Genomic DNA, 14,377 nt, shown 5'->3' with positions numbered 1-14,377 from the left:
GCCGGGGGGGGCCCCCCCGGCGCCCCCCGCCCCCCCCCGACCGGGCCAGGGAGGAGGTGGGCGAGGCCCTGCAGACCGCCCGTCAGGCGCTCGCCGACGTACGGGCGGCGGCCTGGGGCTACCGGCGGATGTCGCTGGCCGCCGAGGCGGAGACGGCGCTGTCCACGCTGGTCTCGGCCGGGATCGACACCCGGGCCGTGCTCCCGGACGGCCCGCTGCCCGGCGAGGCCGACACCGTGCTGGCGATCGTGCTGCGCGAGGCGGCCACCAACGTGCTGCGCCACAGCGACGCCCGCTCGTGCCGGATCGAGGCGCGCGCGGCGGACGGCTCGGTGCTGCTCAGCGTGGTCAACGACGGCGTCAGGGGCGCCGCGGCCGGCTCGGGCACCGCGCTGGAGAGCCTGCGGCTGCGGGTGGAGGCGGTGGGCGGAACCCTGTCCGCGGTGCACGACGCCGACGGCCGCTTCCTGCTCACCGCGCGGGTGCCGCTCGCGAGCGCGGACGCCGCCCCGCCGTCCGGCCAGACCCCGGTCGAGATCTCCGGTACGGCCCCGCCCCGCCGCCCGGCGGCCCCGCCCACACCCTGGGCCCCGCGCACCGCGGTCGTCATGACCGTCGTGGTCCTGGCCGCCTACGCCGGTGTGACCATGCTGTTCTCGGTCTCGGAGGGACTCGGCGGCGCGGGCCTGGCAGCGGCGGCGATCTGCTTCGCGGTCATCTCGGCCCTGCAGCTCGCGCACTCCTCCGACCTGGCCCGCCGCTGGCCGCCCCGCGTCCGCGCCCTCACGCTGTCGGTCCAGGCCGCCGCCACCTACCTGCCGCTGCTCTGGGCCGGTCAGCGATGGGGCGCGATGGCGGGCTTCCTGGCCGGTTCGATCCTGCTGTGGGTGCCCGGCCCGCTGCGCTGGGCCCTGTACGCCGCCGTCGCCGCCAGCATCGCCGCGGCCACGGCGGCGGCCGGCCTGGCACCCGTCTCGATCGTCTACGCGGCCGTGTTCACCCTGCTCACCGGCCTGGTCGTGTACGGCATCACGTCCCTGCAGGCGCTCGTCTTCGAGATCCACGCGGCCCGCGGCTCGCTGGCCAGGATGGCCGTCGTGCGCGAACGGCTGCGCGTGGCCCGCGACCTGCACGACCTGCTCGGCTACAACCTGTCCGCGATCACGCTCAAGACCGAGCTGACCTACCGGCTGCTGCCCGGCTCCCCCGGACGCGCCCGCGCCGAGGCCGAGGAGTCGCTGGACATCGCCAGGCAGGCGCTGATCGACGTGGGCGGCGCGGCCAGCGGTTCGCACGCGATGTCGCTGGCCGCCGAGGGCGAGTCGTCGCTGTCCACGCTGACCTCGGCCGACATCGAGGCCACGCTCGATCTGGCCTGCGGGCCGCTGCCGCCGTACGTGGAGACCGTGCTCGGGATCGTCTTACGCGAGGCCACCACGAACGTGCTGCGCCACAGCAAGGCCACGCGCTGCGTGATCGAGGCGGCGGAGGGCGAGGGCGTGGTGCGGCTGCGGGTCGCCAACAACGGCGTGGAACCGGGCACGCTGCCCCGGCCGGGCGGTACCGGGCTGCCGAACCTGCGTACTCGCGTGGAGGGCCTCGGTGGCAGCCTCACCGCCGGCCCCGGTGAGGAGGGGTGGTTCGTGGTGGTCGCGGAGGTGCCCGGCGGCGCCTAGACGGTCCTGTCGCGACGACTTACGATCAGGGTCAGGCCACGCCCACGGGCACGGGCACGCGAGAGGGGCCGGCCGAACCAGACAATCTGCTGTTCGGATGGGTCAGTGCGCGTTCTGAAGATCCTGATCGCGGAGGACGTCCGCATGGTGCGCGGCGCCCTCGCGGCGTTGATCGAGCTCGAGGCCGACCTCACCGTCGTGGCCCAGGCCGAGCGCGGGGACATGATCCTCCCGCTGGCGCTGCGGCATCGCCCCGACGTGGCGATCATCGACATCGACCTGCCCGCGATCGACGGCCTCACCGCCGCCCAGCTCCTGCACGAGGAGCTGCCCTCCTGCAAGACGCTCATCCTGACCGGCCTCAGCCGTCCCGGCACCGTGCGCAGGGCGCTGTCGGCGTCGGTCTCCGGCTTCCTGCTGAAGGACTCGCCGTCCGCGCGGCTGGCCGAGGCGGTACGCGAGGTGTCATCGGGGCGGCGCGTGGTCGACCCGCAGGTCGCGCTGACCGCCTGGGACGCGGGCGACAACCCGCTGTCGCCGCGCGAGCTGGAGGTGCTGCGCTTCGCCGCCGACGGCGCCGAGGCCCCGGAGATCGCGGCGGGGCTCGGGCTGTCGGTGGGCACCGTGCGCAACTACCTGACGGCCATCGTCATGAAGCTCAACGCCCGCAACCGCGTGGACGCCGTCAAGATCGCCACCGAAGCGGGCTGGCTGCCCTAACCGCCGGAGATGTCCGACTCGGCGTCGGCGGGCACATGGCTGTCCCACGGATCGTCCAGCCAGCCGTCCGGCAGGTGCACCCGGTCCCGCTCGCCCGACTTGCCGCGCGGGGTGTCGGTGTTGGGCGGCCACGGCTGGTCGCGGTCGAGCTCGGCCAGGGCCGTACGCAGCTCCTCCAGCGACTCGGCCGTGGTCATCGCGCGGCGCAGCTCGGAGCCGACGGTGAAGCCCTTGAGGTACCAGCCGACGTGCTTGCGGAAGTCGGCCACCGCGTACCGCTCGGTGTCGAAGCAGGCGGACAGCCCTTCGGCATGCCGTTCCATGACATCGGCGACCTCGCCCAGGGACGGCCGCACGCGCGACGGATCGCCGTTAAAGGCGTTCTCCAGATCGCGGAACAACCACGGCCGCCCGAGGCAGCCCCGCCCCACCACGACGCCGTCGCAGCCGGTCTCGGCGACCATGCGCAGCGCGTCGTCGGCGCTCCAGATGTCGCCGTTGCCGAGCACCGGCACCTCGGGCACCGCCTCCTTGAGCCGCGCGATCGCCGCCCAGTCGGCCTGCCCGCCGTAATGCTGCTTGGCGGTGCGCGCGTGCAGCGCGATCGCCGCGACGCCCGCCTCGACCGCGATGCGCCCGGCGTCGAGATAGGTGAGGTGGTCGTCGTCGATGCCCTTGCGCATCTTCATGGTGACGGGCAGCGGGCCCGCGTTGCGCACCGCCTCGCGCAGGATCCGCCGCAGCAGATTGCGCTTGTACGGCAGCGCGGACCCGCCCCCGCGCCTGGTCACCTTGGGCACCGGGCAGCCGAAGTTGAGGTCGACGTGGTCGGCCAGGTCCTCCTCGGCGATCATCTTGACCGCGCGCCCGACTGTCTCGGGGTCGACGCCGTAGAGCTGGATGCTGCGCGGCCGCTCCTCGTCGGCGAACCTGATCATCCTGAGCGTCTTGGGGTTGCGCTCCACCAGCGCCCGCGTGGTGATCATCTCGCACACGAACAACCCCGCGCCCTGCTCACGGCAGAGCACGCGGAACGGCGCGTTCGTGATCCCCGCCATCGGTGCCAGCACGACCGGCGGCCACACCCCTATCGGCCCAATCTTCACCCGTTCAGTTGTAGCCGACTTTCCCCCTCTGACGGAAACTCAGCGCCTGGCCACGACCAGCGGCACCCCCGTGCGCGGGTGGGGCAGCACCTCGACCGCGTGGCCGTACACGCTGCTGAGCAGTTCCTCGCCGAGGACCTGTGCGGGCGTCCCGCACGCCCGCACGACTCCTTCCGACAGCACGGCCACCCGGTCGGCGTGGGCCGCGGCGAGCGCGAGGTCGTGCAGCACCACGACGACGGCGTCACCCGCGCGCGCCCGCTCCCCGGCCAGCCCGAGCACCGCCTCCTGGTGGCGGATGTCCAGGGCTGCGGTGGGTTCGTCGAGCAGCAGCATCGGCGTGCGCTGCGCCAGCACCCGCGCCAGCCCCACCCGCGCCCGCTCGCCGCCCGACAACTCCTGGAAGGCGCGCGTCCTGAACCGCGCGACATCGGTCCGCTCCAGTTCGGCCTCGACGACCTCCGCGTCCAGCTCCTCCCGCGGCGTACGCGCCCACGGCGCCCGTCCCATGCCCACGACCTCCTCGACGGTGAACGGGAAGGCCAGATCGAGCCGCTGGGGAAGCACCGCCCGCCGTAGCGCCAGCTCACGCGCCGTCCAGGCGGCCACCGGCCGCCCATCCAGGTGTACGGCTCCCGCCCGCGGCCGCACGTCCCCCGCCAGCACGGACAGCAGCGTGGACTTGCCGGAGCCGTTGGGCCCCACGAGCGCCAGCACCTCCCCGGCGGACACGGCCAGGTCGGCGCCGCGCAGCACCTGCTCACGGCCGTATGCGAAGCACACGCCCGCGGCCTCGGCGTAGACCGTGCCGTGGGCCGGGCGGGCGGGGACGCGTGGCCTCATGCTCTTCCTCCACTGTTGTAATTTAGGTTAGCCTCACCTAATACCACATCCTCGTTATGCGATAGGTTTGACCGGTTTTGCAGTCTTATGTCACTGAAGGAGCCATGCCCATGGGCAACCTCGTCGACCTCGGCCGATGGCCTCTGGTCACCGCCTCCCAGAACGGCCGCCTCACCGTCGCGGAAGCCGACCACCTCAACGCCGGCATGCTCGACGTGCTCGCCCGCGCCAAGGCCGAGAACCGCCGCTTCGCCGTCGTCGTCGACCAGCGCGAACGCCAGGCGCCCGAGAAGGGGGCGCTGGAGATCATCCACACGTTCTGGTCGGAGCGCGAGGCCGAGATCGCCGAGTGGTGCGTCGGCTACGTCAGCGTGGTCGCCACCCCGTCACTGGCCGACCTCGTGGAGAACCCGGGCCCCGGCGGCCTGCGCGTCCTCGGCACCGTGGACTACGACGCCGCCGTCCTGTGGGCCGCCGACCGCCTGGCCATCACCGAACCCGCCTGAGTTTCAGTGGATCCGCCCGACCTTCACCGGATCCGCCGGATCTTCAGCGGATCTGTCTGACGGGGTGGATCGCGGCGTCCAGCAGCCCACGATCGCCCAGCGGCGCGGACAGCTCGACCGTGAACGGCGTGCGCGGGTTGCCCTGGCAGGTCTGCGCCCGGCCCGGCGCTCGGGACACGCCGATCAGCAGCCGGACCTCCCGGTCGTTCTCCTCCAGGCCGGCCACCTCGATCCGCCCCCGCGCGGACCGGCCGCTCGCGCAGGCGATCTCGGTGACCTTCAGCCGTACGGTGCTCCCCGACACCGACTCCAGGGCCAGCTCGGCGGAACCCAGGCCGCCGCCCAGCTCACGCCGCAGGTCGCACCGGCCGGACGAGCGCATGTGCCAGCCCCGCCGCCCGTCCGCCTGCCGCGGGCCGAACCGCTCGACGGCCAGGAAGCGGTACTCACCCCCCGGCATCCGGCGGCCGTCCTCGTCGCGGCCGGCGATCAGGGCCACGCGCTCCGGCCCTTCCTCCACGATGCGCCACCGCTCCAGGTCGGGCGGGCGCCGCACCTCCTCCCCCTTGAGCGCCGCCAGCCCGTCGGGACCGAGCCCGGTCGCGGGCCTGCCCTCCGTGAGTACGCTGAGCGGCACCTTGTGGTCGTGGCAGGCGTACTCGGCGGTGGACGGCGAAGCGACCGAACCCGACGGGGACGGTCCTGCGCCGCTGGCGGGACCAGCACCCGTCGCAGGACCCGCGCCCGTCGTGGGGCTCGCGCCGCAGGCTGCCGTGAGCAGGGCCAGCGCGGCCAGTGCGCCTCTGGGGGTCATCCTCACTCCTCACCACCGCCTTCACGCACCACGACGTTCCCGGGGGGCGTGGCGGTTCATCTCGTGGGGGAATGGCCGGTATCCGGAGGTGCGTGCCGTACCAGAAAGTCGCGCAGATTCGTGATGACAGCACCCTGAACGACCATCGCCGATACGCTGTGAGCTGCGATCGATGGGGAGGCGACCGATGCTGCTTCGACTACGGCTCACGCTGCCCGACCGGCCGGGTTCGCTCGGTCAGGTCACCCGGGTGCTGGGCGTGGCCGGAGCCGACATCACGCAGCTGACCGTCCTGGAGCGCGGCGGCGGGCGGGCCGTGGACGACATCACCGTCTTCTGCCCGGACGGCACCCCCAAGGAGACGCTGGCCAAGGGCTTGCTGACCGTCCAGGGTGTACGCGTCGAGGCGATCTGGGCCACCCGCGAAGCCGCCGGCACCTACCCCGAGCTGGAGATCCTCAAGTACATCACCACCGCCGGCGAGCGCGCGCTGACCACGCTCATCGACTCGCTGCCGGTGCTGTTCAGCGCCGACTGGGCCGCCGCGGCCACCTCCGAGGCGACCGTCTACTCCAGCTGGCGCGCCCCCCAGGAGATCATCCTCCCGCCCGAGAACCCGCCCCGACCCGTGGCGACCACCCTGGAAACCGGCCTGCACCTCATCCACGCCCCGCTCCCGCCGCTGGCCCTCACGCTGATGCTGGCCAGAGCCGACGGCCCGGCCTTCCACCGGATCGAGGTCCACCGCCTCACCCGCATCCTGGAGATCTTCCTCAGCCTCCCGGCGACCGAACGCAGCGTGGCCCGTCAGCTGCGCAAGTGAGCATCCACTCCAAAAACCCGCTAGAGTTGCTGTGTCGCCGCGAGCAGCGGCGGACGCGGAAGTGGCTCAGTGGTAGAGCATCACCTTGCCAAGGTGAGGGTCGCGGGTTCGAATCCCGTCTTCCGCTCGGAGAGGCCGCAAGTTGGGGCCTCGCTCGGTGGAGTGGCCGAGAGGCGAGGCAGCGGCCTGCAAAGCCGTCCACACGGGTTCAAATCCCGTCTCCACCTCTAGTTGAATACCCGGACGATTAGCTCAGCGGGAGAGCGCTTCCCTGACACGGAAGAGGTCACTGGTTCAATCCCAGTATCGTCCACCAGCACAGTCTTGCCTTCCGCACCCTTCGGGGGCGGGGGCGAGGCTGTCCCCACGGTCGAGCGGAAGCTCCCACCTTGTCCGGTCAGCGCCTATCTCTGGTCGAAGGTTCCCTTACAAACCTCGGGTGCCTTGATCGTGCGCGGCGGACGGCCGCACAGCCGTGCGGTCGCAGGCGCGGGCGTGCGGGAAATTCTGGCGACATTCTTGGTCATCCCCGCGACAATGGCCGACGTGGAAGAGGTCGACGTGGAAGAGGTCGAGGTCGTTGTCGCCCATAGCGAGCGCGCGACCCTGCGCGTCGGTGAAGTGTTCCTGAAGATCGACGCTGATCAGACGCGCACCGAGGTCGAGATCCAGGCGATGGCCATGGCGCCGGTCCCGACTCCGGAGGTCCTGTGGCGCAGGCCGCCCGTGCTCGCGCTCGCCGCCCTCCCCGGCGCCGCGCTCGGCCGCCTCGGCGAGCCGTCGGCCGCGTCACCGGCGGCGTGGGCCGCGGCGGGCGCCGCCGTACGGAAGCTGCACGAGGCGCCGCTGCCGCCGTGGCCCGGCCGGAGCCTCGATGAGATCGCCGCGCACCTCGACGGCGAGTGCGAGTGGCTCGTCGCGAACGGTGTCCTTCCCACCGACCTGGTCACCCGCAACCGCCAGGTCGCCGAGGCCGCGCTCCGGCCGTGGACGCCGGTGTTCGCGCACGGCGACCTGCAGATCACCCACGTGTTCGTCGAGGGTGACGAGGTCACCGGCGTGCTCGACTGGTCCGAGGCGAGCCAGGGCGACGCCCTGTACGACCTGGCCAGCTTGACGCTCGGACACGAGGAGCGTCTCGGTGACCTCCTCGCCGGCTACGGCACCGACGTCGACCTCGACGTGATCCGCGGGTGGTGGTCGTTGCGGAGCCTGCGGGCGATCCGCTGGCTGATCGAGCACGGTTTCGACCCGTCCTCGCCGGGCTGCGAGGTGGACGTGCTGAAGGCCCGGATGTGAGGCCGGACGGCGCGTGGTGAGAGCCGGGCCGTCTCAGTCGGCGGGGGTGAGCGCTGGGGGGCGTCTCAGTCGGCGGGGATGAAGTTCGCGTACTCCTCGATGCGGGTGATCAGCCCCTGGTCGTCGAAGCGGAAGTACACCGCGGCGTGTACCTCGCCGCGTACGCCGTTCTTGGCGGCCACGTGCACGACGTGCTGCTGAAGGACTTCTCCGGGCTGGGAGAGCTGGCGGGTGATGTCGTAGCGCATCGACTCGATGGTGTGGATCTGCCCCTTCATCCCCTCGATGTTCTCCTCGATGCCCGACTCGCCCTTGCCGTCGTTGTGCCAGACGGTGGCCGTCCGCGCGCACAGGGCGCGGGCGGTGTCCCAGTCGGCCTTCTCCAGGCTGCGCAGGTAGGTGATGGCCTTGTCCTTGAGGTCCTGGCTCATGGTGATGTCTCGCTTTCCGTGCGTGCGGTGGGTCGGTTCCGGCCGGACTTGTCGTAGACCAGGGCGCGTTCGCCCGCTTCGACGCGCATCGGCAGGTGGTTGCCGGGAGGTGACAGGGGGCAGACGAAGACGGACGGCTGCAGGTGGTGGTGGGAGAGCGTCGCCCTGTTGAAGTCGACGGTGAGTTCGCTGCCCGGTTCCAGGAGCGGCAGGTCCAGCCAGCGGCCGATCTCGGGTGTGGTGTCGGCGTTCGTCGCGTCGGTGAACACGACCAGGCGCTGGCCGGGCATGTCTTCGAGGACGGCCAGCACGTGTTCGGTGCCGTTGATGGTCACGGCGAGGTCGACGGGGGCCCGGATGGCCTCGGTGCTGCGCGGCGACGTCAGCCGTCCCACCTCGATGCGGCGGCCCTCGGGTGCCTCGCGGTACGCGCCGCCGAAGACCCAGGCCGGGTCATAGGGGTAGGTGTCGATTCCGGTGAGGCCGGAGCGTTCGACGGCCTGGTGGTCCATGACGACCAGGCCGTAGGATCCGCCGCCGCCCCCGGCGAAGCCGACGCGTCCGCCGGAGAACTCCAGCGAACCGCCGGGCGCCACCTCCGCGGTTCCGTCGACGGTTTCGCCGCCCACCCGCACGCCGTCGCGGGCGCTCGCCGTCACGGTCAGGGCGCCGGTCGCGCTGGTGGACCACGTGCCGGGGATGCCGGGGATGGTGTGGGTTTCGTGATCGGTCACTTTGCCGTTGGCGACGACCTTGGCCTTGCCGTTCGGGCCGGCGACCTCCTCCCAGCGTCCCTCGCGCCAGGCTTCGTACCCGGCGAGCGCCTCGGGGCTGTCCGGCGGCGCCTGCTGATGGGAATCGGTCATGAGTGGCTCCCTCCTTCTCCGGCCGCGAAACGCGGGCCGTGGCCACCCAACCTACGAGCGGCTTGCGCGGAGAGCATCACGTGTTGCGTAGAAGGCAAGACGATGGGCGGTTCGGCTGCTCGGCGAGCAACAGCGGCGCGCGGTCCTAAGCAGAGGAGTCGCCGCGGTCGCGCTGGTGGCCGCGGCGGGCGTCGCGGTCGAAGATGCCCAGGATCTCGCAGGGACCGCCCTCGGCGCCGATCGCGTGCGGGAGCATGGTCGGGAACTCCGCCGCCTGGTTGGTCTCGACCCGGAAGCGGCGGTGGCCCAGCATGAGGATCGCGGTGCCCGACAGCACGACGAGCCATTCGCGGCCGGGGTGCGCGCGCATCCGCGCGGGGTTGTCCGGCGGCGGGTCGGTCATGCGCTGGCGTACGACGCTCATGCCCGGGTCGCCCTTGACCGGCCAGCGCATCAGCCCGTGGGCCCCGTCGATCATCGGGCTGGTGACGACGTCGTCGGAGGCGGTCTCCACCAGCTGGTCCAGGGACGTGTCCAGGGCGCGGGCGAGGGTGACCAGCTGGTCCAGGGCGAGGCGGCGCTGTCCGGTCTCGATGCGCGAGAGCGTGGACTGGCTGACATTGGCGCGGGTGGCCAGTTCCTCCAGCGACCAGCCCTGCGCCACGCGCAGGGCGCGGATCCGTTTGCGTACGAGACCGTCCAGCTCGCCATCGTCTTGCGCCATGGGCAACATCGTATGCCCGCGGTGCAAGGTCCCGGCGCCGCCCCCGGAGCGGTGGGGCGGCGCCGTACCGGCTAGCGGATGATCTTGACGTCGTCCACTCCGGCCTCCACGAGGCTGGCGGTGGCGGCGTCGGCGGCTTCGACCACGATGCGGACGCTCTGGCCGGCGAAGGATGAGATGTCCACCGTCGAGGTGGTCCAGGCTCCGTCGCGGTCCGTGGCGGCGGCGAGTTGTTCGAAGACCGTGCCGCTCGTCGTGCCGACGACCCTGATCCGCAGGTAGTCGGCGCTGCCGGCGTTGCTGCCGTGGGCCAGGTACCAGGCGAAGGACAGCTTCACCGTCCCGCTGGGCAGCGTCACCGCGGGTGACTGGATGGAGGTGGCGCCGCCGTCGATGTCGTGGTCGCCCGCCGCGGCGCCGGCGAGGCGGCCGGTGACCAGGTCGTTGACGCCGCTGACGGTGGTGCCGAGCTGCTTGGCGCCGCTGGAGGTCGTGGCCTCGGGGTCGCCGCGCTCCCACAGGCCGGTGGTGGCGCTGCCGGTCAGGCGGGTCCAGCCCTTGTCGGTCTCGAAGGTGTCCTCCCAGACCACGACGGGAGGTACGGCGGTGGCGATGGTCCACACGGCGTAGGCCACGGCGTCGGCGTTGCGGTTGAGCGCGGTGTCGTTGATGTTCGAGGTCGTGTCGCAGGCGCGGTGGTAGCAGACGTCGAAGGCCTGCCCGGCGGTGCCGCCCCACAGTTGCGCCTGGGCGCTCGACTTGATGCCCTCGGCTCCGGTGAAGGTGCCGCCGGCGGCGATGCCGCGTGCGATGAAGGGCCCGTAGTCGGAGCGGCCGTCGAAGTCGGTGCCCCGCGTCTGGACGCCGACGGAGGTGAAGTAGTCCTGCAGCGTGCGCTCGAGAGCGGCCGACCCGGCGGGGCCGGGGCCGGAGCCGACGCCGTCGGAGTTGTCGCCGTCGTAGACGAAGTAGCCGGCGTTGGGCGAGCCGACCATGTCGAAGTTCAGGTACGCCTTGATCTTGGCCCGTTCCGTGGCGGCCAGGTTCGTCACGTAGTACTGCGATCCGCGCAGCCCCAGCTCCTCGGCGCCCCACCAGGCGAAGCGCAGGTGCTTGTTCGGCTGCAGCCCTTGCCGGGAGACCTCCAGCGCGGTCTCCAGGATGGCGGCGCTGCCGGAGCCGTTGTCGTTGATGCCGGGTCCCGCGCTGACGCTGTCGAGGTGGGCGCCGACCATGAGGATGTCGTTGGGGTCGCCGCCGGGCCAGTCGGCGAGGACGTTGTAGCCGGTGGCGCCGTTGTAGGTGAACGACTGCAGCGTGGTGGTGAATCCGGCGGCGTCCAGGCGGCCCTTGACGTAGTTGGCGGAGGCCAGGTAGCCGGGGCGGCCGTGGGCGCGGTTGCCGCCGTTGCTGGTGGCGATGCTCTGGAACTGCGTCAGGTGTGCCTTGACGTTGGCGAGGGGGATGTCGGGCGGGGCGAGCGCGGTCGCGCCGGTGGCCTGGTGGAGGCCTCCGGCTAAGACCAGGGTGAGCGTGGCGAGTACGGCGAGCAGACGTGATCTCATGCCACTCCTCTGCGGGGAGATCCGGGGAGACCGAACATAACTCCACAAATCCGGATCGACCAGTCATGCGCACAGACCCCTTGGGAGGGCCGAGCACCCCCAGGGCCCCGCGTACCCCCTGGGAGGGCGGGAAGCCCTTGGGAAACCCGGTGGCCCCTGGGGTCATTGCGCCGCTCTTCCGGCCAAGCTCACACTCCCGACGCGACGACGCTTCCCGTCGAACCCCCCGTACAGAGGAGGAAGCAAGATGCGTCGAGGATGGTTACCCCCACCCATCACGGACCCGTCCGCCGTCACCCGGCGGACCTTCCTCGGCGGTTTCGGGGCGAGCGCGGCCATCGCCGCGCTCGACCTGGACGCCGCCATCGCCGCCTCAGCACGCGCCGAGCAGGAGGGCACGCTGGTCAACAACTTCGGCCGGGTGTTCAACCTGCCCCCGTTCGCCCAGGCGACGCCCCAGGTACGGGCGGCGCTGACCGAGATGGGCAAGCTGGGCGGCATCCTGGACGCCAAGGACCCGCTGCACGAGGGCCCGATCCGGCTGATCACCAACCCGGAGCTCAGCCCGAACAACCGCGACAACCCCTTCCACACCGCCGGCGTCACGTTCTTCGGCCAGTTCCTCGACCACGACATGACCTTCGACAACGCCTCGCCGCTGGGCGTGCCGACCCAGCCGGAGTCCTCGCCGAACCTGCGCACCCCCGCCTTCGACCTCGACACGGTGTACGGCGGTGGCCCCACCGCCAGCCCGCACCTCTTCAACGCCGACCGGATCACGATGCGCGTGGAGAGCGGCGGCCTGTTCGAGGACGTGCCGAGGCGGCCGGACCAGCAGGCGATCATCGGCGACCCGCGCAACGACGAGAACCTGATGATCTCGGGCCTGCACGCGGCGTTTCTCGTCTTCCACAACAAGGTCGCCGAGCGCCTGCGCGCCCAGGGCACACCGGAGAACGCCCTGTTCGAGACGGCCCGCCGTACGGTGCTGTGGCACTACCAGTGGATCATCCTGAACGAGTTCCTGCCGCAGATCGTCGGCCGGCCGCTCGTGGACCACATCCTGCGCTTCGGCCGCCAGTTCTACCGGCCGCCCGGCGCGCCGTCGATCCCGGTGGAGTTCCAGATCGCCTACCGCTTCGGCCACAGCATGATCCGCCCGTCCTACCGGGCCAACCTGGCCGGCGACGGCGGCCAGCCGTTCTTCGGCTTCATCTTCGACCCGGTGGCCGAGGGCCAGGCCGACCCGGTGGACCTGCGGGGCGGCGCGCGGGCCGGGCGGCGCTTCATCGGCTGGCAGACGTTCTTCAACTTCGGCGACGGCCAGGTACGCCCGAACAAGCGCATGGACACCCAGCTCTCCACCCCGCTCTTCCAGCTGCCGCTGCGCTCCATCCCGAGCGGCGACCCGCCGATCTCGCTGGCCACCCGCAACCTGCTGCGGCATCTCACCTGGTCGCTGCCGTCCGGTCAGCGCCTGGCCACGACGATGGGCGTCCCGCACGTCGACACCTCCGAGCTCGGCCCGTTCGGCTTCGGCACGAACGCGCCGCTCTGGTACTACGTGCTCAAGGAGGGCCAGGACCTCGGCGACGGCATCCAGCTGGCCGGAGTCGGCGCCCGGCTGATCGGCGAGGTCTTCGTCGGCCTGCTGCAGAAGGACCCCGGCTCCTACCTCGCGGCCAGTCCGGGCTGGCGGCCGACGCTGCCGAGCCGCAGCCCGGGGACGTTCACCATGGTCGATCTGCTGCGGTTCGCCAGGCTCGATCCGGCCAGCCGGGGACAGTGACACCCTGACAACTTCCGGTAAGAGCTGTTTACAGACAAGAAAGCTTCTTTTGAGTACATTCTGCGTATGGCCATCCACGTGGCCGCGCACTCCGCCAACCGGTTGCTCCGCGAAGCGCTCGCCACCGCCCTCACCGGGCAGCCCGGCCTGAGCATGTCCGGGCTCACCCAATACCTCTCCGACCTGGAACGACTCTGCCGCATCCGCGACGTCGACGTCGCAGTGATCGACGTCGCGGACGACTTCGAGGAGGTGATGGCCAAGATCCCGGGATTACACGGCCGCGGCCTCGTGCTCACCTACGCGAGCATGGACGTGCGCGACGTGGTGCGGGCGGTGGGCGCGGGACTGACGCTGGTGCCCTACTCGCGCGGGCTGGCCGCCCTCCTCGAAGCGGTACGGCGCTGCCCGTTCGAACCACGCGCCCGCCCCGCCCACCCGCCGGTCCTGACCCGGCGCGACCTGGACGTCCTCGCGCTGGCCGCCTCGGGACACAGCGTGCAGGAGGCGGCCAGGATGCTCGGCATCGCCCCGGCCACCGTCGAGAACCACATGCGCCGCATCTTCGCCAAGACCGAGGTGCACAGCCGGGTGAACCTGGTCTCGCTGGCCGCCCGGCTCGGCCTGCTGTTCCGGTCCGGGGCCCGGCCGGCCACGGTTCCGCTGGCGGTCGTCTTCGGCGGGCCGGGAAGCTGCCGGGACGCCGTCGTGGAGAACCTGATCCGGCAGCACCTGCCGGTCTTCGTGGCCGGCGACCGCTGGACGCACGAGGACGACACGCTCATGCTCCGCCGCCCGCTGGTGGCCGTGATCATCGACGAGTCCGGCGCCTGGCACCACATGCACGCGCTCGGCGCCCGCGTGGTCGTGGTCACCGAGACCGCGTTCGGCCAGGTCATCACATCTCCGGCGCCGGACGCGGTGGTGCCGATCAGTGAGCTGGGCCGGGCCGTACACCCGGAGATGAGCAGGCGCGCGGCGGCGCGCTCGGCGCTCACCGACCGCGAGCTGCAGATCCTGCGGTCCATAGCGACGGGCCATTCGGTACGGCAGACGGCCCAGGCTTTGGCCATCACCACCAAGACCGTGGAGAACATTCAGTCACGCCTGTTCAGCAAGCTGGATGTCCGAAATCGGGCCGAGGCACTGGCGGTGGGTTACGAACTAGGACTTCTTTCCTGAATCACATGTGCTGTTTGCGCAGAGTTGATGGCG

Annotated in this window: 14 protein-coding genes and 3 tRNA genes; 10 read left to right on the top strand and 7 right to left on the bottom strand. The window is 71.5% G+C overall.

Annotated features, from left to right (window positions below; genetic code table 11):
• The first annotated feature begins 56 nt into the window (after positions 1–56).
• On the top strand, positions 57–1,676 hold the full coding sequence (locus ACFWYW_RS09935) for a sensor histidine kinase (RefSeq protein ID WP_379640952.1): 1,620 nt from the start codon (positions 57–59) through the stop codon (positions 1,674–1,676).
• Between the two features lie 105 nt (positions 1,677–1,781).
• Complete coding sequence (locus tag ACFWYW_RS09930; RefSeq protein ID WP_379623635.1) at positions 1,782–2,396, top strand: DNA-binding response regulator; 615 nt, start codon at positions 1,782–1,784, stop codon at positions 2,394–2,396.
• On the opposite strand, the gene dusB is transcribed toward ACFWYW_RS09930, so the two are convergent.
• Positions 2,393–3,502 (bottom strand): tRNA dihydrouridine synthase DusB, encoded by a 1,110-nt coding sequence (dusB, locus tag ACFWYW_RS09925; protein WP_379623637.1) that lies wholly within the window; start codon positions 3,500–3,502, stop codon positions 2,393–2,395. The genes ACFWYW_RS09930 and dusB overlap by 4 nt on opposite strands.
• A 39-nt stretch (positions 3,503–3,541) precedes the next feature.
• Positions 3,542–4,345, bottom strand: a complete 804-nt coding sequence (locus ACFWYW_RS09920) for a heme ABC transporter ATP-binding protein (RefSeq protein WP_379623639.1) — start codon at positions 4,343–4,345, stop codon at positions 3,542–3,544.
• Positions 4,346–4,455: 110 nt separating this feature from the next.
• Between ACFWYW_RS09920 and ACFWYW_RS09915 the strand changes: the two genes are divergently transcribed.
• Positions 4,456–4,851 (top strand): hypothetical protein, encoded by a 396-nt coding sequence (locus tag ACFWYW_RS09915; RefSeq protein ID WP_379623641.1) that lies wholly within the window; start codon positions 4,456–4,458, stop codon positions 4,849–4,851.
• A 43-nt stretch (positions 4,852–4,894) separates the two neighbouring features.
• Here ACFWYW_RS09915 and ACFWYW_RS09910 read toward each other — a convergent pair whose 3' ends face one another.
• Positions 4,895–5,665, bottom strand: coding sequence for a hypothetical protein (locus tag ACFWYW_RS09910; RefSeq protein WP_379623643.1), 771 nt, complete (start codon positions 5,663–5,665; stop codon positions 4,895–4,897).
• Positions 5,666–5,852: 187 nt separating this feature from the next.
• Here ACFWYW_RS09910 and ACFWYW_RS09905 point away from each other — a divergent pair, with 187 nt between their 5' ends.
• From ACFWYW_RS09905 to ACFWYW_RS09885, 5 genes are all read left to right on the top strand, one after another.
• Positions 5,853–6,488, top strand: coding sequence for an amino acid-binding protein (locus ACFWYW_RS09905; RefSeq protein WP_379623645.1), 636 nt, complete (start codon positions 5,853–5,855; stop codon positions 6,486–6,488).
• Positions 6,489–6,543: 55 nt separating this feature from the next.
• A tRNA-Gly gene (locus ACFWYW_RS09900) sits at positions 6,544–6,615 on the top strand.
• Positions 6,616–6,644: 29 nt separating this feature from the next.
• Positions 6,645–6,715, top strand: a tRNA-Cys gene (locus ACFWYW_RS09895).
• Between the two features lie 14 nt (positions 6,716–6,729).
• A tRNA-Val gene (locus tag ACFWYW_RS09890) sits at positions 6,730–6,804 on the top strand.
• 230 nt (positions 6,805–7,034) lie between these two features.
• Entirely contained in the window at positions 7,035–7,787 is a 753-nt protein-coding gene (locus ACFWYW_RS09885; protein WP_379623647.1) for a phosphotransferase family protein, read from the top strand.
• A 65-nt stretch (positions 7,788–7,852) separates the two neighbouring features.
• On the opposite strand, the gene ACFWYW_RS09880 is transcribed toward ACFWYW_RS09885, so the two are convergent.
• The 4 genes from ACFWYW_RS09880 to ACFWYW_RS09865 all read right to left on the bottom strand — a co-directional run bounded on the left by ACFWYW_RS09880 (position 7,853) and on the right by ACFWYW_RS09865 (position 11,373).
• Positions 7,853–8,218: a nuclear transport factor 2 family protein gene (locus tag ACFWYW_RS09880; RefSeq protein ID WP_379623649.1), complete on the bottom strand. Its 366-nt coding sequence runs from the start codon at positions 8,216–8,218 to the stop codon at positions 7,853–7,855.
• Positions 8,215–9,084 carry a DUF1684 domain-containing protein gene (locus ACFWYW_RS09875; RefSeq protein WP_379623651.1) on the bottom strand — a complete coding sequence of 290 codons (870 nt, stop codon included), beginning with the start codon at positions 9,082–9,084 and terminating at the stop codon, positions 8,215–8,217. Before ACFWYW_RS09875 ends, ACFWYW_RS09880 begins: the two co-directional genes overlap by 4 nt.
• A gap of 145 nt (positions 9,085–9,229) precedes the next feature.
• Positions 9,230–9,808: a helix-turn-helix domain-containing protein gene (locus ACFWYW_RS09870; protein ID WP_379623653.1), complete on the bottom strand. Its 579-nt coding sequence runs from the start codon at positions 9,806–9,808 to the stop codon at positions 9,230–9,232.
• 71 nt (positions 9,809–9,879) lie between these two features.
• A complete protein-coding gene (locus ACFWYW_RS09865; RefSeq protein ID WP_379623655.1) occupies positions 9,880–11,373 on the bottom strand; it encodes a M20/M25/M40 family metallo-hydrolase in 1,494 nt (497 codons plus the stop codon).
• Between the two features lie 247 nt (positions 11,374–11,620).
• Here ACFWYW_RS09865 and ACFWYW_RS09860 point away from each other — a divergent pair, with 247 nt between their 5' ends.
• Together ACFWYW_RS09860 and ACFWYW_RS09855 are read left to right on the top strand one after the other, a co-directional pair.
• Positions 11,621–13,162 (top strand): heme peroxidase family protein, encoded by a 1,542-nt coding sequence (locus ACFWYW_RS09860; RefSeq protein WP_379639325.1) that lies wholly within the window; start codon positions 11,621–11,623, stop codon positions 13,160–13,162.
• A gap of 66 nt (positions 13,163–13,228) precedes the next feature.
• Positions 13,229–14,344, top strand: a complete 1,116-nt coding sequence (locus tag ACFWYW_RS09855) for a response regulator transcription factor (RefSeq protein ID WP_379623659.1) — start codon at positions 13,229–13,231, stop codon at positions 14,342–14,344.
• The last annotated feature ends 33 nt before the right edge of the window (positions 14,345–14,377 follow it).

This window comes from Nonomuraea sp. NPDC059023, assembly GCF_042740095.1.
In the GTDB taxonomy this organism is placed as follows: Bacteria; Actinomycetota; Actinomycetes; order Streptosporangiales; family Streptosporangiaceae; genus Nonomuraea.
Note: the sequence above shows the minus strand (reverse complement) of the source record. Positions and strands in the feature narration are given on the sequence as shown.